The 16,853-nt window shown below is 69.5% G+C and carries 14 protein-coding genes; 8 read left to right on the top strand and 6 right to left on the bottom strand.

Annotation, left to right across the window (positions count from 1 at the left end; genetic code table 11):
- The first annotated feature begins 6 nt into the window (after window positions 1-6).
- On the top strand, window positions 7-273 hold the full coding sequence (locus QFW80_RS15095; RefSeq protein WP_280602800.1) for a GlsB/YeaQ/YmgE family stress response membrane protein: 267 nt from the start codon (window positions 7-9) through the stop codon (window positions 271-273).
- Window positions 274-327: 54 nt separating this feature from the next.
- Here the strand turns inward: QFW80_RS15095 and cysC are convergent, their stop codons facing one another.
- Window positions 328-2,250 carry an adenylyl-sulfate kinase gene (gene cysC / locus QFW80_RS15090; RefSeq protein WP_280602799.1) on the bottom strand — a complete coding sequence of 641 codons (1,923 nt, stop codon included), beginning with the start codon at window positions 2,248-2,250 and terminating at the stop codon, window positions 328-330.
- A 214-nt stretch (window positions 2,251-2,464) separates the two neighbouring features.
- Window positions 2,465-3,391: a sulfate adenylyltransferase subunit CysD gene (gene cysD / locus QFW80_RS15085; RefSeq protein ID WP_280602798.1), complete on the bottom strand. Its 927-nt coding sequence runs from the start codon at window positions 3,389-3,391 to the stop codon at window positions 2,465-2,467.
- Between the two features lie 137 nt (window positions 3,392-3,528).
- Here cysD and QFW80_RS15080 point away from each other — a divergent pair, with 137 nt between their 5' ends.
- From QFW80_RS15080 to QFW80_RS15070, 3 genes are all read left to right on the top strand, one after another.
- Entirely contained in the window at window positions 3,529-5,367 is a 1,839-nt protein-coding gene (locus tag QFW80_RS15080) for an assimilatory sulfite reductase (NADPH) flavoprotein subunit (RefSeq protein ID WP_280602797.1), read from the top strand.
- 123 nt (window positions 5,368-5,490) lie between these two features.
- Window positions 5,491-7,212, top strand: a complete 1,722-nt coding sequence (gene cysI, locus QFW80_RS15075; protein ID WP_280602796.1) for an assimilatory sulfite reductase (NADPH) hemoprotein subunit — start codon at window positions 5,491-5,493, stop codon at window positions 7,210-7,212.
- Window positions 7,209-7,949: a phosphoadenylyl-sulfate reductase gene (locus QFW80_RS15070; protein WP_280602795.1), complete on the top strand. Its 741-nt coding sequence runs from the start codon at window positions 7,209-7,211 to the stop codon at window positions 7,947-7,949. The genes cysI and QFW80_RS15070 overlap by 4 nt, the downstream gene beginning before the upstream one ends.
- A gap of 186 nt (window positions 7,950-8,135) precedes the next feature.
- On the opposite strand, the gene QFW80_RS15065 is transcribed toward QFW80_RS15070, so the two are convergent.
- The 4 genes from QFW80_RS15065 to QFW80_RS15050 all read right to left on the bottom strand — a co-directional run bounded on the left by QFW80_RS15065 (window position 8,136) and on the right by QFW80_RS15050 (window position 13,343).
- The gene (locus QFW80_RS15065; RefSeq protein WP_280602794.1) at window positions 8,136-10,451 is read right to left on the bottom strand and encodes an FG-GAP-like repeat-containing protein; all 2,316 of its coding nucleotides are present in this window, start codon (window positions 10,449-10,451) and stop codon (window positions 8,136-8,138) included.
- Between the two features lie 106 nt (window positions 10,452-10,557).
- On the bottom strand, window positions 10,558-11,193 hold the full coding sequence (locus QFW80_RS15060) for a CoA transferase subunit B (RefSeq protein ID WP_280602793.1): 636 nt from the start codon (window positions 11,191-11,193) through the stop codon (window positions 10,558-10,560).
- Window positions 11,193-11,906, bottom strand: coding sequence for a CoA transferase subunit A (locus QFW80_RS15055; protein WP_425603587.1), 714 nt, complete (start codon window positions 11,904-11,906; stop codon window positions 11,193-11,195). Before QFW80_RS15055 ends, QFW80_RS15060 begins: the two co-directional genes overlap by 1 nt.
- Before the next feature lie 108 nt (window positions 11,907-12,014).
- Window positions 12,015-13,343: a glycosyltransferase gene (locus QFW80_RS15050; protein WP_280602792.1), complete on the bottom strand. Its 1,329-nt coding sequence runs from the start codon at window positions 13,341-13,343 to the stop codon at window positions 12,015-12,017.
- Between the two features lie 161 nt (window positions 13,344-13,504).
- Between QFW80_RS15050 and QFW80_RS15045 the strand changes: the two genes are divergently transcribed.
- The 4 genes from QFW80_RS15045 to QFW80_RS15030 are packed head-to-tail and all read left to right on the top strand — an operon-like array spanning window position 13,505 to window position 16,849.
- Window positions 13,505-14,251, top strand: coding sequence for an electron transfer flavoprotein subunit beta/FixA family protein (locus QFW80_RS15045; RefSeq protein ID WP_280602791.1), 747 nt, complete (start codon window positions 13,505-13,507; stop codon window positions 14,249-14,251).
- The gene (locus QFW80_RS15040) at window positions 14,251-15,189 is read left to right on the top strand and encodes an electron transfer flavoprotein subunit alpha/FixB family protein (protein WP_280602790.1); all 939 of its coding nucleotides are present in this window, start codon (window positions 14,251-14,253) and stop codon (window positions 15,187-15,189) included. The genes QFW80_RS15045 and QFW80_RS15040 overlap by 1 nt, the downstream gene beginning before the upstream one ends.
- Window positions 15,186-16,106, top strand: a complete 921-nt coding sequence (locus QFW80_RS15035) for a glycosyltransferase family 2 protein (protein WP_280602789.1) — start codon at window positions 15,186-15,188, stop codon at window positions 16,104-16,106. Before QFW80_RS15040 ends, QFW80_RS15035 begins: the two co-directional genes overlap by 4 nt.
- The gene (locus tag QFW80_RS15030) at window positions 16,103-16,849 is read left to right on the top strand and encodes a class I SAM-dependent methyltransferase (protein ID WP_280602788.1); all 747 of its coding nucleotides are present in this window, start codon (window positions 16,103-16,105) and stop codon (window positions 16,847-16,849) included. The genes QFW80_RS15035 and QFW80_RS15030 overlap by 4 nt, the downstream gene beginning before the upstream one ends.
- Window positions 16,850-16,853 lie beyond the last annotated feature (4 nt).

Genomic DNA, 16,853 nt, shown 5'->3' with positions numbered 1-16,853 from the left:
AGGGGAATGGACGGCGTCTTCGGCGGCAGCAGCTGGTTGTGGATCATCCTGGTCGGCCTGGTGGTGGGCGTGCTCGCGCGCCTGCTCAAGCCCGGTCGCGACCGCATGGGCCTGATCATGACGATCCTGCTCGGCATCGGCGGCGCGCTGCTGGCCGGCTGGTTCGGGCGCACGATGGGCTGGTATGCGCCCGGCGAGCAGGTCGGCTTCCTGGCCTCGCTGGTGGGCGCGATCGTAATCCTGGTGGTGGTCGGCGCCTTGCGCCGGCGCTGAGACAGGCGGGGACTCGCACGCGCAGCGGCCGCGCATGCGCGCGGATGCGGCGCCTCAGTCGAGCAGGCGCGCGATCACCCGTTCGGCCAGTTCCGCCGGCGACTCGGCTTCCGTGTCGAGCACCAGTTCGGCGTGCTCGGGCGCCTCGTAGGCCGAGTCGATGCCGGTGAAGTTGGGCAGTTCGCCGCGGCGGGCCTTGGCGTAGAGCCCCTTCACGTCGCGGCGCTCGGCCTCGGCCAGCGAGGTGTTGACGTGCACCTCGATGAAATCGCCATCGTCGAACAGCGCGCGCGCCGCGCGGCGTTCGGCCCGGAACGGCGAGATGAAGCTCACCAGCACGATCAGGCCGGCATCGGTCATCAGCTTCGCCACTTCCGCCACGCGGCGCAGGTTCTCCACCCGGTCCTCGTCGGTGAACCCCAGGTCGCGGTTGAGGCCGTGGCGCACGTTGTCGCCATCGAGCAGGTAGGTATGCAGCCCGCGCGCCAGCAGGCCGCGTTCGACCAGGTTGGCGATCGTGGACTTGCCCGCGCCGGACAGGCCGGTGAACCACACGCAGCGCGGCTGCTGGCCCTTGAGCGCGGCGCGCGCGCGGCGGTCGACGTCCAGCGCCTGCCAGTGGATGTTGTCGGCGCGTCGCAGGCCGTGGCGGATCATGCCGGCGCCCACCGTGGCGCGCGTCAGCGGGTCGACCAGGATGAAGCCGCCGAGCGCGGCGCTTTCGGCATACGGCGCGAAGGCGACCACCGCATCGAGCGAGAGCACGATCTCGCCGATCTCGTTGAACTCCAGCCGCTTGGCGGCCAGCGGCTGCAGGCTCTCGGGATCGTGCCGCGACTTGAGCTCGCTGATCCGCGCGCCCACGGTACGCGTGCCCAGCTTGAGCTGGTAGCGCCGCCCCGGCAGCAGCGCCGCCTCGTCGAACCACAGCACGTCGGCCACCACCTGGTCGCTGTGGGCCAGCGGCGCGTCTGCCGCGGCCAGCACGTGCCCACGGCCGGCATCGACCTCGTCCGCCAGCTGCACGGTCACCGCCTGGCCCGCATGCGCCGCCGCGCGCGACGTGCCCGCGACATGCAGGGCAGCGATCGTGCTGGTCGCGCCGGCCGGTTCCACCCGCACCGCGTCACCCACCCGTAGCCCGCCCGCGGCCACGGTGCCCGCCAGCCAGCGCCCGCCTTCGCCGTCGCGCAGTACCGACTGCAGCGGCAGGCGCATCGGCGCGCCCGGATCGCGCGGCTGCACCTGCACCGATTCCAGGTGCGCGAGCACGCTCGAGCCCTCGTACCAGGGCATCGCGTCCGAGCGCGTGGTGACGTTGTCGCCGACCGCGGCCGCCACCGGGATCGCGGCCACGTCCGGGATGCCCAGCTTCTGCGCATGCGCGCCGAAGCGCGAGGCGATGTCGTCGAACACCGCCTGGTCGAAGCCGACCCGGTCCATCTTGTTGACCGCCAGCAGCACGTGGCGCACGCCGAACAGCGACAGGATCGCGGCGTGGCGGAAGGTCTGCGGCAGCAGGCCGCGGGTGGCGTCGACCAGCACGATGGCCAGGTCCGCCACCGAGGCGCCGGTGGCCATGTTGCGGGTGTATTGCACATGGCCCGGGCAGTCGGCGATCAGGAAGCGGCGGCGCGCGGTCTGCAGGTGGCGCCACGCGACGTCGATGGTAATGCCCTGCTCGCGTTCGGCGTCCAGGCCGTCTAGCAGCAGCGCGTAGTCGATCTCGGCGCCGCGGGTCCCGTGGGTCGCGCTGGCGCGCGCCAGGGCCGCGCGCTCGTCGTCGGGCACGCGCCCGGCCTCGTGCAACAGCCGCCCGATCAGGGTGCTCTTGCCGTCGTCGACACTGCCGCAGGCGATCAGGCGCAGGAAGTCCGCGCCGGGATCGCCCGCTCCGTCGCCGCGCTCACGTTCGCGTGACGCAGGCTCGGCGGAGACGCCGGTGGGTCGATACAGGTCGCGGGCGGCACTGGTCATCAACTCGTTTCCTCTCGCAATGCACGGTGCGCGATCCGGCGCCATCCCCGGTTCGGCGTCCGCTCGGCCAGCGGCTCGCGGGGCGGCGGGTCACGCCTGGGCGAAAGCGGGCCGCGCGTCCGGACCGCACCGGCCCGTGCCGTCCGGACCGTGCCCGCCACCGCCGCCTCCCGGGCCCGCCATCCGGCCGCCCGGCGCACGGCTCCCGCGCGCCTCAGAAATATCCTTCCCGCTTCTTCTTTTCCATCGAATCGCCGTCGGCGTGATCGATCAGGCGGCCGGCGCGCTCGGACTGCGCGCTGCTCTCCATCTCGGCGATCACCGCGTCCAGGTCGGCCGCGTCCGATTCCACCGCGCCGGTCAGCGGATAGCACCCGAGCGTGCGGAAGCGCACCCGGCGCTGCTCCAACCGCTCGCCATCGCGCAGCACGAAGCGTTCGTCGTCGACCATGATCCAGGTGCCGTCGCGGCGCACCACCGGGCGTTCGGCGGCGAAGTACAGCGGCACCACGTCGATGCGCTCGCGGCGCACGTAGCGCCACACGTCCAGCTCGGTCCAGTTCGACAGCGGGAACACGCGCACGCTCTCGCCCTCGCCGACGCGCGCGTTGTACAGGTTCCACAGTTCCGGGCGCTGGCGGCGCGGATCCCAGCGGTGCTGCGCATCGCGGAACGAGAACACGCGCTCCTTGGCGCGCGATTTCTCCTCGTCGCGGCGCGCACCGCCGATCGCGGCGTCGTAGCCGCCGGCGGCCAGCGCCTGCTTCAGCGCCTGGGTCTTCATCACCTCGGTGTGCACGCTGGCGCCGTGGCTGAAGGGGCCGACGCCCTCGCGCACCCCGTCCGCGTTGATGTGCACGCGCAGCTCCACCCCGGTCTCGGCGGCGCGGCGGTCGCGGAACGCGATCATCTCGCGGAACTTCCACGTGGTGTCCACGTGCAGCAGAGGGATCGGCGGCAGCGCCGGGGCGAAGGCCTTGAGCAGCAGGTGCAGCAGCACCGAACTGTCCTTGCCGATCGAGTACAGCAGCACCGGGTTCCGGCACTCGGCCGCCACTTCGCGCAGGATGTGCAGGCTCTCGGCCTCGAGCCGGTCGAGGTCGGCGGTGGCGGCGGCTGGCAGGGGCTGGGGCAGCGTCATTGGCGGCGATTGTAGCCAGCCCCCCTCCCCGTCCCGTAAATCACCGCAGGGCATGACTGCATAACCGACCCTCCTTTCCCGCGCCGGCCGCGCCTGCCTAGCCTTCGAACGTCCCCTCATCCAAGGAACGCCGGAGGATGTCCGCACCCGCCGCACTGCCCGCGCTGCCGTTTCCGCAGGAGACGGCGGACGCGCTGGTCCGCCTCACCCAGGGGCTGGAGCCGGCCGGGCTGTGGTGGCTGTCGGGCTACGCCGCGGGCCTGGCCAGTCGTGGTCCTGCGTCCGCGGCGACGCCGCCGCCCGCCGCGCGCGCCGAAGCCGCCCCCGGGACGCGCCTGACCATCGTCTACGGCAGCCAGACCGGCAACGCGCGCCGCGCGGCCGAGGCGCTGTTCGAACGGGTGCAGGCCGCCGGCCTGCCCGCGCGCCTGGTGCGCGCCGATGCCTATGCCACCCGCGAACTCGCTTCCGAACGCCTGCTGTACGTGGTGATCAGCACCCAGGGCGAAGGCGATCCTCCGGACGATGCGATCGGCTTCGTCGAGTTCCTCGCCGGCAGGCGCGCGCCGAAACTGCCCGAGCTGAAGTACGCCGTCCTCGGCCTGGGCGACACCAGCTATGCCGACTTCTGCGGCATCGCCTGCCGCATCGACGCCCGCCTGGCCGAACTGGGCGCGCAGCGCATCGCCGAAGTCGCGATGGCGGACCTCGATATCGACACCGTGGCCGGGCCCTGGCGCGAAACCGCGCTGGCCAGTGCCGCGGAACTCCTGAAGGTCGCTGCGCCGTCGACCGCGCACGTGGCCACGGTGACCCCGCTGCGCCCGGCGGCGAGCTGGTCGCACGAGCGTCCGTTCCCGGCCGAAGTGCTGGCCAACCAGTCGCTGAGCGGGCGCGAGTTCCGCGGCACCGGATTCCGCCGCTACGGCGCGATCGACAAGGACGTGCGCCACATCGAACTGTCGCTCGACGGCTCCGGCCTGGCCTACGAACCCGGCGACGCGCTGGGCATCCGCCACCGCAACCCGGAGCTTCTTGTGGCCGCGGTGCTGGAGGCGACCCGGCTCGATGGCGACGCCAGCGTGAGCGTCGGCGGCGATGCGCTGCCGCTGTCCGAATGGCTGGCCACGCGGCGCGAACTGAGCCGGCTCTCGCGCCCGCTGCTGTCCGCACTGGCGCAGCGCAGCGGCAGCGCCGACCTGGCCGCGCTGCTGGAACCCGGGCAGCCGGGCCTGGCCGCGCTGCTCGCCGACCACCAGCTGATCGACGTGCTGCGCCGCTGGCCCGCCGACTGGCAGCCCGATGCGCTGCTGGCTGCCCTGCGGCCGCAGGCACAGCGCCTGTACTCGATCGCCTCCAGCCGCAAGCGCGTCGGCGACGAGGCGCACCTCACGGTCGATATCCTCGGCTACCACGCCCACGGCCACGCGCACGGCGGCGCCGCCAGCGGCTTTCTGGCGGCACTCGACGAGGGCGGCCAGGTGCCGGTGTACGTCGAACCGAACGAACGCTTCCGGGTGCCCGCCGACGGCGCGCGTGACGTCATCATGATCGGCCCCGGCACCGGCGTGGCCCCGTTCCGCGGTTTCGTGCAGGAGCGGGCCGAGACCGGCGCCAGCGGCCGCAACTGGCTGTTCTTCGGCGCCCAGCATTTCAATACCGGCTTCCTCTACCAGGCCGAGTGGCAGGACGCCCTGCGCACCGGCGAGCTGCACCGGCTGGACCTGGCGTTCTCGCGCGACCAGGCGGAGAAGGTCTACGTGCAGCACCGCCTGCGTGAGCGCGGCCGCGACCTGTACGACTGGCTGCAGGGCGGCGCCCACCTGTACGTGTGCGGCGCGATCGCCATGGGCAAGGACGTGCACGCGGCACTGCTCGACATCGTCGCCTCGCACAGCGGCAGCGACGCAGAGGCCGCGGCCGAGTACCTGTCCACGCTGCAGAAGGAAGGACGCTATGCACGCGACGTCTACTGAACGGGTCGACTCCATCCCGTGCAGATCCAGTCCCTTTCCCCGCGCGCGCGGGAAGCTGCCCACAGGGCGGATGGGGGCAGGCGCCTCCACGTCCCCGCCCTTGCCAGCCGCCCCGACCACGCCATGAGCAACCATTCCGTCGAAGACATCAAGGCCGCGAGCCAGCGCCTGCGTGGCTCCCTGCTCGACAGCCTCGCCGACCCGGTGACGGGCGCGCTGCGCGAAGACGACCAGACGCTGATCAAGTACCACGGCAGCTACCAGCAGGACGATCGCGACATCCGCGACGAACGCCGCCGCCAGAAGCTCGAGCCCGCCTACCAGTTCATGATCCGCACCCGCACGCCCGGCGGCGTGGTCACGCCGGCGCAGTGGCTGCAGCTCGATGCCGTCGCCACCCGCTTCGCCAACCATTCGCTGCGCGTCACCACCCGACAGGCGTTCCAGTTCCACGGCGTGATCAAGCGCGACCTGAAGGCGACGATGCAGGCGATCAACGCCGCGCTGATCGACACCCTGGCCGCGTGCGGCGACGTCAACCGCAACGTGCAGGTCGCGGCCAACCCGCTGCTCTCGCACGCGCATGCCGCGCTCTACGCCGACGCCGCGCGTACCTCCGAGCATTTGCTGCCCAATACCCGCGCCTACTACGAGATCTGGCTGGACGAGGAGCGCGTGGCCGGCAGCGGCGGCGAGCAGGAGCCGGTCTACGGCGAGACCTACCTGCCGCGCAAGTTCAAGATCGGCTTCGCGCTGCCGCCGGTGAACGACGTGGACGTGTACGCCAACGACCTCGGCTTCATCGGAGTGCTCGACGCCGCCGGGGAGCTCGCCGGCTACGACGTGACTGTCGGCGGCGGCATGGGCGCGACCCACGGCGACCCGGAGACCTATCCGCGTCTGGGCAACAACATCGGCTGGATCCCGCGCGATGCGCTGCTGGCGGTCGCGACCGCGGTCGTCACCACGCAGCGCGACCTCGGCAACCGCACCGTGCGCAAGCGCGCCCGCTTCAAGTACACGATCGACGACCATGGGCTGGACGCGGTCAAGGCGGAGATCGAGCGCCGGTCGGGCGTGACGTTCGGGGCGCCCCGCTCGGCCGCGTTCGACCACAACGGCGATCGCTACGGCTGGGTCGAGGGCGAGGACGGGCGCTGGCATCTCACCCTCTCGCTGCCGTCCGGCCGCATCGCCGACCATCCGGACGCGCCACACCTGACCGGCCTGCGCGAGATCGCCCGCATCCACCGCGGCGAGTTCCGCCTGACCGGCAACCAGAACCTGGTGATCGCCGGCGTGCCGGCCGGCGAGCGCGAGCGGGTCGAGGCGCTCGTACGGGCGCATGCGCTCGACGCCGGCAATCGCGCGCCGACCGCGCTGGCGCGCGCGGCGATGGCCTGCGTGGCGCTGCCGACCTGCGGCCTGGCGATGGCCGAGGCCGAGCGCTACCTGCCCGAGATCACCGACGCGCTGCAGCCGATGCTCGAGGCGCACGGCCTGGCCGACGCGCCGATCCTGCTGCGCATCTCCGGCTGCCCCAACGGCTGCTCGCGCCCGTATCTGGGCGAGATCGCGCTCGTGGGCAAGGCGCCGGGCCGCTACAACCTGATGCTCGGCGCAGACCATCGTGGCCAGCGCCTGAACACGCTGTACCGCGAGAACATCACCCAGGCGCAGATCCTGGCCGAACTCGAGCCCCTGTTCGCGCGCTACGCCGCGGCCAGGCTCGAGCACGAGGGCTTCGGCGATTTCCTGCTGCGCACGGGCGTGGTCGAGATCCCCGCAAGGGACCGTCGCCAATACATCCCCATCGACAGCACCCTGGTCGAGGACGTCGCATGAACATTCCCACCGTGGATGCCGCGCTCGAATCGCTCGAAGCGCGCGCCGAGCTCAACCGGTGGCTGGCCGGCCGTCGCGCCGAGGAGCGCGTCGAATGGGCGCTGCACACCCTGCCCGGCGAACACGCGCTCTCGTCCAGCTTCGGTGCGCAGGCGGCCGTCTCGCTGCACATGGCGACTGCCCAGCGCGCCGACCTGCCGGTCGTCGTCGTCGACACCGGCTATCTGTTCCCCGAGACCTACCGCTTCATCGACGAGATGACCGAGCGGCTCTCGCTCAACCTCAAGGTCTACCGGCCGCAGATCGGCGTGGCCTGGATGGAGGCGCGCATGGGCCGGATCTGGGAGGAAGGCGTCGACGGCATCGAGCGCTACAACCGGCTGCGCAAGGTCGAGCCGATGCAGCGCGCGCTGCGCGAGCTGGGCGTGGGCACGTGGATCGCCGGCCTGCGCCGCAGCCAGGCCCGGACCCGCGCCGGCATCGAGTTCCTGGAACGCAAAGACGGCCGCTGGAAGCTGCACCCCATCGCCGACTGGACCGACCGCGACGTCGGCCAGTACCTCGCCCGCCACGACCTGCCGTACCACCCGCTATGGGAGCAGGGCTACGTCTCGATCGGGGACGTGCACACCACGCGCCCGCTCACCGCCGACATCAGCGAAGAGCAGACCCGCTTCTTCGGGTTGAAGCGGGAGTGCGGGCTGCATTTCGAAGACGAAAGAAACGCCGCTGCGTGACGGGATAGAAGATTTGCTCGAGGCCGCCCCCGCTGCTGCTGCGGCTGGAGGTCCCTGTTGGCGGAACATCCGCGCGTCGCTGGTGGGACACCCGCGACCGAGAAGGGGACGCCAGAATCCTCCATACGAAACAGGCGCGCCCTCATGGCGCGCCTGTCCGCAATCCCGCTGAGACCACTGTCTGGGTCAGTAGAACACGCGCCAGGCAGTGTTGACGGCGGTGACCGACCGCTGGGTGGCAGAACTGCCCGACCGCCAGATCACGTTCCCACCCGTGGCCGAATTGCGCCACAGGATGTCGGCTTTTCCGTCGCCATCGTAGTCGCCCACCGCAGCCACCGTCCACGCGGTACCGGTCGTCGTCACGGCCTGCTGCGAGCTGCCGTTGGCGCTGCGCCAGATGACGTTCGCGCCGGTACGGACATGGCGCCATAGAATGTCATCGACACCGTCGCCGTTGAAGTCGCCGGTCGCCGCCACGCGCCAGTTGGCGTCGGCGACCGTGAGCACTTCCTGCTTCTGGTTCGCGAGCCCGCTGCGCCAGATCTGGTTCCGACCCGAGGTACTCCGCCAGAGGATGTCGCTCCTGCCGTCGCCGTTGAAATCGCCCACCCCGGCGACCGACCAGCCCCCGCCAACCACCGAGGCGATCGGGAGCTGGGTCGCGCTGTTGCCCGCATTCCAGATCGCATTCTGGCCGGTATCGGCGCGGCGCCACAGGATGTCGGCGGCACCGTCGCCGTTGAAGTCGCCGACCCCAACCACCTTCCAGTTCAGATCGCGAACCGTTGTAACGGCCTGCTGCTGCGAGAAACTCCCCGAGCGCCAGATCGCGCTCGCGCCGGTGGTCGTGTTCGTCCACAGAACGTCGACCTTGCCGTCGCGGTTGAAGTCGCCGGTGCCTGGAATCGTCCAGGCTTGGCTGGTCACCGCAGTCATCGCCTGTTGCGTCGACGAATTCGCGGACTTCCAGATCACGTTCTTGCCCGAGCCTGTGTTGCGGAAAATGACGTCGGACTTGCCATCACCGTCGAAATCGCTCCGCACCCCGGCGAGCGGGACGACCGTCGCGCGGAACCCGGCAATGATCGGCATCGTGAGGTTCATGCTGCGTGCGTTGTCGGACTGGTTGGCGACACCCGTCGGTCGGCCGGAGAAGTTCACCAGCGGATTGGCGAAGTGAGGAATCTCGATCTGCGACGCGCCCGAGGGGTAGGCCATGATCGTATGGAAGCCCGTTGCAGACGATTCCCGGTATCCATACGAATAGGTGTGCGCACCACCATCCGCCGCGTCCTGGGTGTTGTGCGCCTGCCCCATCAGGTGGCCGAGTTCGTGCGCGAGTGAGAAATCGCTGCAGAAGTAGGTATTGCCATCACCCTCGTCACGGTCCTCGCCATCGCTGACGACGGCGTAACCAAACTCCGCGTCGCTCGCCGCCGAGATCCCCGACTGGTTCATCCCCAGCAACCAGGCAATCCCGCAGCCGTTCTGGTCCGGCTCGCGGTAGCGACGGACGAACGCAACGAGGTCTGCGCCGTATTCGTTCCTGGCTGCGCGCAGCGCGTTGAACGCCGAATTCGGAGTGATCGGCTGTTGCGTTTCCGCGTTGTAGCCGGTCAGCTGCTGCAGGGCATCCTGGTTGTCCGACGCGTCGGAGTAGTTGACCTGCATCGTCCGGACCGGCCGGAGGCTCATCGTGATCCCGCTCCGCGCGTAGGCGTCGTTGGTCAGCGCGACCAGGCTGGTAACAAACGTGGCCGCGGCCGACTCGCTCCCGTATGTACTCACCAAGCCACTGGAGTACCCGATCAGGACGTCGACCACTGCGGCTGCCTTCGGCGCGGCGTCTGCCGACGCCGTCGCCCTGGCACCCGACAGGTGCCGCGCGCCAGCCGCTGCAAGCGCACGCGCTTCCGGAGGTGCAAGGAAGTCCTCACCGTCGCTGCGTCGACCATTGCCCGCCGCGACCAGGCTGCGGTCCGTCTCGACCACCCAGGCGCCGGTGCGGTCGGTACGGACCCGGTAATAGTCGTCGCCACGCGAGATCATGCCGAACACAGCCTTTTCGCCGAAGGTCAGGACCGCACTGGTCCCGTCCGCGTTGCGGCCGATCCAGGTCCAGTTCCCGTCCGGCTGCTCTTCATGCCGCTCGTACTTGACCCGGACCGGTTCCCCATCGGGGGTCGCGACCACTAGCTCTCCGCTGGCGATCGCGTTCAGCGCATGAGCCTCGCTGATCGCGACGGGATGGTAGGTGTAGGCTCCCGACTGCCGGCTCTTGCGCGCCCCGCCATACGCCATCAGTTCGCCGCGGTCGGGCAGCGACGCGAAGCTGGCCGAGGATCCTCGCAGTTCGGCGAGCGATTCGCTCGTGGGCGAGGCGGTCGCCAGCGATGCGGGCGCGCGGAGCGCGGCCGGATCCATGGAATCGGAATCCGATTCCGACGTACAACCAGCCAGCCCGGCGATCAGCATCAGGCCCAGAAGATGTTTGCGCATGTCGCGTCCCGAAAAGTGGAGAAGTGCCGCCCCTGCGGCGAGGAGTGTCGCAGCATACGCCCGCTCCCGGCTGGCCGGTAGCTAAACGCTGCCTGAAAGCCGGCCGTCACGTCCCGGACGTGATGTCGACTCCGGTTTTGGCGCGCAGGTCGCCGAGGTCCACCCCCGGCGCCAGTTCGACGAGCGCGAGGCCCTGGGGCATCACGTCCAGCACGGCCAGCTCGGTGATGATCCGCTCCACCACCCCCACCCCGGTCAGCGGCAGGGTGCACTCGGGCAGGATCTTGTGCTCGCCATTCTTCGCCGTGTGCTCCATGAGCACGACCACGCGCTTGACCCCGGCGACCAGGTCCATGGCCCCGCCCATGCCCTTGACCATCTTGCCGGGCACCATCCAGTTGGCCAGGTCGCCCTTGTCGGTCACCTGCATCGCGCCCAGGATGGCAAGGTCGATGTGCCCGCCGCGGATCATGGCGAACGAATCGTGGCTGCCGAAATAGCTGGCGCCGGCGCGTGCGGTCACCGTCTGCTTGCCGGCATTGATCAGGTCGGGGTCGACCTCGTCCTCGGTCGGGAACGGACCGATGCCCAGCAGGCCGTTCTCCGACTGCAGCCACACGTCCATGCCGTCGGGAATGTAGTTGGCCACCAGGGTCGGCAGGCCGATCCCCAGGTTCACGTAGGCGCCGTCGCTGAGCTCCTGCGCGGCGCGCTGGGCCATCTGGTCGCGGGTCCACGGCATCAGCGGGTCTCCTGGCGCACGGTGCGCTGTTCGATGCGCTTTTCGGGGGTCGGGTTCAGCACCAGGCGGTCGACATAGATCCCCGGCAGGTGCACGTGGTCGGGATCGAGCTGACCGGTGGGAACGATTTCTTCAACTTCCGCCACGCACACCTTGCCGGCCATCGCGCAGGCCGGGTTGAAGTTGCGCGCGGTCTTGCGGAACACGAGATTGCCGGCCTCGTCGGCCTTCCAGGCCTTGACCAGGGCGACGTCGGCCTTCAACGCGGTTTCCAGGACGTACCAGTGCCCGTCGTCGAACTGGCGGGTCTCCTTGCCCTCCGCCACGACGGTGCCGTAGCCGGTGCGGGTGAAGAAGGCGGGAATGCCGGCACCGCCGGCGCGCAGGCGCTCGGCCAGGGTGCCCTGCGGGTTGAACTCCAGCTCCAGCTCACCGCCCAGGTACTGGCGCTCGAACTCCTTGTTCTCGCCCACGTAGGAGGAAATCATCTTGCGGATCTGGCGGGTTTCCAGCAGCTGACCGAGGCCGAACCCGTCGACCCCGGCGTTGTTGGAGATCACGGTCAGGTCATTCACGCCGGAGTCGCGCAATGCCGCGATCAGCGCCTCGGGGATGCCGCACAGCCCGAAGCCGCCGACCGCGAGGGTCTGGCCGTCGGCCACGAGCCCGGCCAGCGCGGCTGGGGCATCGGAATATCGTTTGGATGTGGCCATGCGGGTCTCGTCTGCGCGAATGCGGGGATTCTAACCAGCCGCCGCCAGGGCGGCACGCGGATCCTCCGCAACCAGTCGCCTCGCACGGTGACCCGACTTGCGCCCAGGCTAGGTCCGCCGCGACGACTCGCCTGCGGCGATAGAGGAAACGAGCTCGAACAGCCTGCCCCCGATCGACGACCACCTGTACTCAGGGAAGAGGTCGTTGTCCAGATCGAAGCTCCTGTGCCATGCATCCGTCGCCTTGATGCGCCAGAGCTCTTCGATTGCAGCGCCCACCGCCTCCGCGCTGTCGGCGACGGACATGCCCCGACCCCGATCCCGCAACAGGCTCCCGACGGCGCCGCACGCCCCGATGTGCAGGATCGGACGCGACGCTCCGAGATACTCGAACACCTTGCCGGGTACCTGTACCGGATCGTCGTTGGCGATGTTCACCAGCACATCGGACGCCTGCTGCAGCGACACGGATTCGGCATGCCCGAGGAAGCCGAGCAGGCGCACCTGGCCGGGATGGGAATCGGCGATCTCACGCAGCCACTCCGGGGGGGTGCGGCAGGCTACGGTCAGTCGAACGTCTTTCCGCTGGAGCACCGCGTTCACCAGGGAAGCGGGGCGACGAAATGCGTAGAAGCTGCCCGTGTAGACCAGCTCCAGCAACGCGGGACTGAAGTCGGCTGGCGGCGCCCTGACCGGGCTGTCCGGCGCCCTTGGATCGTATCCCTGCGGCAGTACGCTGAACCGGCGCGGGTCCGCTCCATGGCGAGTGACCAGCAGCTGTTTCGTCGCCTCCGTGGTGACCGTGACGTGGCTCGCGTGCACACAGGTCCAGGCTTCCAGCGACCGCGCCCGCCTCCGCCACCGCGCCGGCGTATAACCCGACTCGACGGGATCGCCGAGATCGGCGATCCACGCGAAACCGCGTTCGCGGGCCAACCGTCCGAGCATCAGTGTGGTTGCAGGCTCGTGTGAGCTGATCACCACATCTGGCTGGAAGTCGTCCAGCAACTGCCGCAGGCGGAGACGAGTGGCGAGTTCCCATTGTCCGAAATGATCCGGGAACGTGAACAGCCCGGCGATCCTGTTCATCCTCTCGACGAGCCGCCCCTTCCAGTTCAATGGAGGTGTCCCGCCCGGGGCGACCGGCAGCGGCTCCCCGCCTGCGCGTGAGCCGGCCATGTCGGGAGATTCCCCGGTCCGCTCGCTGGCATGCGCCGAGCGGATATGGGCCAGAAGACCGGACGCCGCGCCCGGGGGCGTGCGATCGACGACCAATCCGGACGGAACCGGAAGCCTGACCGGTTCCCCGTCCCGCTGCACGCTGAGGACGCGCACCTGCACCCCCCGGCTCACGAGTTCGCGCGTCAGGCGCGCCCACCGCAGTGATTGGGGTGAGGGTCCAGGCGGAAATTCGTAGGCGATCAGCAAGATCCGCAATCTGGGCTCCTCGCGCACCGTGACGCGGACAGATTCTCTCATCCCCATCGTCCGGACCGGATCCAGGGTGCGTCCCGACCGGGGTCGCGCCCCGGGGCGGCGGCCGGTAAAATCGCGCTACTCCGGTGCCCCGCGCCGCGTCTCCAAGGATTCCGCTCCCGATGAAGATCCTCGTCGCCTACAAGCGCGTGGTCGACTACAACGTCCGCATCCAGGTCAAGCCTGACGGGTCGGGCGTGGTCACCGACGGCGTGAAGCTGTCCGCCAATCCGTTCGACGAGATCGCGCTGGAAGAGGCGCTGCGCCTGCGCGACAAGGGCGTCGCGACCGAAGTGGTCGTCGCCACCATCGCCCCCGCCGACGCCGCCGCGCACCTGCGCAACGGCCTGGCCATGGGCGCCAACCGCGCCATCCACGTGGTCACCGACCAGGCGATCCAGCCGCTGACCGCGGCGCGCACCCTCCTCAAGCTGGTGGAAAAGGAGTCGCCCGACCTGGTGATCCTGGGCAAGCAGGCGATCGACGACGACGCCAACCAGACCGGCCAGATGCTGGCCACGCTCTGGGGCCGCCCCCAGGCGACGTTCGCCTCGAAGCTCGAGGTGGCCGATGGCAAGGCGACGGTGACCCGTGAGGTCGATGCCGGCCTGGAGACGCTGGAAGTCGACCTGCCCGCGGTAGTCACCACCGACCTGCGCCTGAACGAGCCGCGCTTCATCAAGCTGCCGGACATCATGAAGGCCAAGAGCAAGCCGATGGAGACGCTGCAGCTGTCCGAACTGGGCGTGGAGGCCGCGGATTTCCTCAAGACCACCCATTACGCCGCCCCCACCGGACGCAGCAAGGGCGTGATGGTCAAGGATGCGGCCGAGCTGGTGGCCGCGCTCAAGCAGAAGGGGTTGCTGTGATGGCCAAGGTCCTCGTCATTGCCGAACATCTCGACGGCCGACTGAACGCCTCGACCGCGCGTACGGTGAGCGCGGCGCAGGACCTGTCGCCGGAGGCCATCGACGTCGCGGTGCTGGCGTCGGAGCCCGACGCGGTCGCGGCCGAGGCCGCGCGCATCGGTGGCGTGAGCCGCGTGCTGACGGTGGCGAACGCCGCCAACGTCCACCCTGTGGCCCAGGTGCTGGCCCCGCAGGTCGCGCGCCTGGCCGACGGTTACACCCACGTGTTCCTGCCCAGCACCACCTTCGGCAAGGACCTGGCGCCGTGCGTGGCCGCGCTGCTCGGCGTGGCGCAGGTGTCCGACCTGATGGCGGTCGAGTCCGCGCAGGTGTTCAAGCGCCCGATCTACGCCGGCAATGCGGTGGTCACCGTCGAGGCGCCCGCCGACCGGACCGTGGTCGCCACGGTCCGTACCGCCTCGTGGCCGGAAGCGGCGCAGGGCGATGCGGCGCCGGTGGAAGCGGCGAACGTCGAGGTCGACCTGCCCACGCACACCCGGTTCGTCGGGCTGGCCCAGGCCAAATCGGACCGCCCCGACCTGCAGGGCGCCAAGCGCGTGGTTTCGGGCGGACGCGGCGTGGGTTCGAAGGAGAACTTCGAGATCATCTACAAGCTCGCCGACCGGCTCGGCGCGGCCGTGGGCGCCTCGCGCGCCGCGGTCGACGCCGGCTACGTGCCGAACGAACTCCAGGTCGGCCAGACCGGGAAGATCATCGCTCCGGAACTGTACGTGGCGATCGGCATCTCCGGCGCGATCCAGCATCTGACCGGGATCAAGGATGCCGGCACGATCGTGGCGATCAACAAGGACCCGGATGCGGCGATCTTCGAGATCGCGGACATCGGACTGGTGGGCGACCTGTTCACCTTGCTGCCGGAACTGGAGTCGGTGCTTTGAGCTTCGCGGCGGGTGATCCGGCCGGCACCGACGGCGCAGGGGCGGTTGCTCCGACCGTCAGCGTCCTGGTGCCCTGCTACAACGAGGAGCATGCGGTCGAGGAGACCGTGCGCCAGCTTGACGACGCGATGGCCGTGGTCGGGCACTACGAGATCGTGGCCATCGAGGACGGGTCGACGGACGACACCCTGGCAAAGCTGCACGCGCTCGCCGCGCGCTTCCCGAGGCTCAGGGTGGTAGCGCACGATCGCAACCGGGGCTACGGCGCTGCGTTGAAGACCGGGATGCGCAACGCGCTCGCGCCGCTGATCGCGATCACCGACGCCGATGGCACCTACCCGATCGCGGACCTGCCGCGCCTGGTGGCTATGGCCGCGAACTTCGACATGGTGGTCGGGGCGCGAACTGGTTCGGACGTGACCTATTCGACGCTTCGCAAGATCCCGAAATTCTTCCTGCGCAAGTGGATCAACTGGATCGTCAACATGAAGGTGCCGGACATCAACTCCGGCATGCGCGTGTTCCGCAAGGACATGGCGCAGAAGTTCGTGCGCATCCTGCCCAATGGTTTCAGCTTCACGATCACGATCACGATCTCGGCGCTGCGCAACAACTATCGCGTCCACTTCGAACCGATCAACTACTTCCAGCGCAAGGGCAAGTCGAAGATCCATCCGATCAAGGACACCCTGCGCTTCGCGCAGATCATCGGCCGGACCGGCATGTACTTCGCCCCCTTGCGGATCCTGGCGCCGGTGATCGTGTTGCTGCTCGCGGGCAGCGCGGCGAGCCTTGCCTACGACACCTTCGTGCTCCGGGACCTCACGGAGAAGTCCCTGGTCCTGCTCACGATGTCGCTGAATGTCGGGATTTTCGCCATTCTCGCCGACATGATCGACAAGCGGAGCGGGATATGACCACCGAGGGCAGCGGATTCGAGTGGCGGACAAATGCCGCGCACCACGACGCGCAATCCCGGATGGGCCACCTGCTCGCATACTACGGCTGGACGCTGTCCCTTTTCGGCGAAACGTTCGAGGGACCTGCCGCGGATGCTGGCGCGGGGTCGGGCCATTTCACCGACCTGCTGGCTCGGCGCGTCTCGCCGGTGCTCGCGCTGGAGGGGGGGCAGGAGAACCTCGAGATACTGCGCGAGCGCTTCGCCGGCGACGCCAACGTGCAGGTCCGCGACTGCGACCTGACCCGTTGCGGCGAGATGCTGCGCGAACACGGGGTCCGCAGCATCTTCACGCTCGACGTGCTGGAGCATCTGCCCGACGACCTCGCGGTCCTGCGCCAGTTCCACGACGCGCTCCCGCAGGGCGGCAGCCTCTACATCAAGGTGCCGGCGCTGCAGTGGCTGTATGGCCCCGTCGACGATGCGTCCGGCCACTACCGCCGGTACAGCGTCGGCAGGCTGCGCCGCGTGGTCACCGATGCCGGCTTCCGGGTCGAACGCTGCCGCTACATGAATCTGGCGGGGGTTTTGCCGTACTTCATCAAGTCGCGGGTACTCCGCCGGCAGGAGAACTTCTCCCGTACCTTCTCGCTGGCGCAGATCCAGCGGATCCAGAGGGCGATGCCCTATCTGCGGCAGCTTGACCGCTTCACCGGCCCCCCGCTTGGGCTGTCGGTCGTGTGCATCGCCCGGCGGGCCTGAGCCG

The sequence above is a fragment of the Luteimonas rhizosphaericola genome (genome assembly GCF_029888045.1).
Classification (GTDB): Bacteria; Pseudomonadota; Gammaproteobacteria; order Xanthomonadales; family Xanthomonadaceae; genus Luteimonas; species Luteimonas rhizosphaericola.
This window is presented reverse-complemented; position numbering and strand designations above follow the sequence as displayed.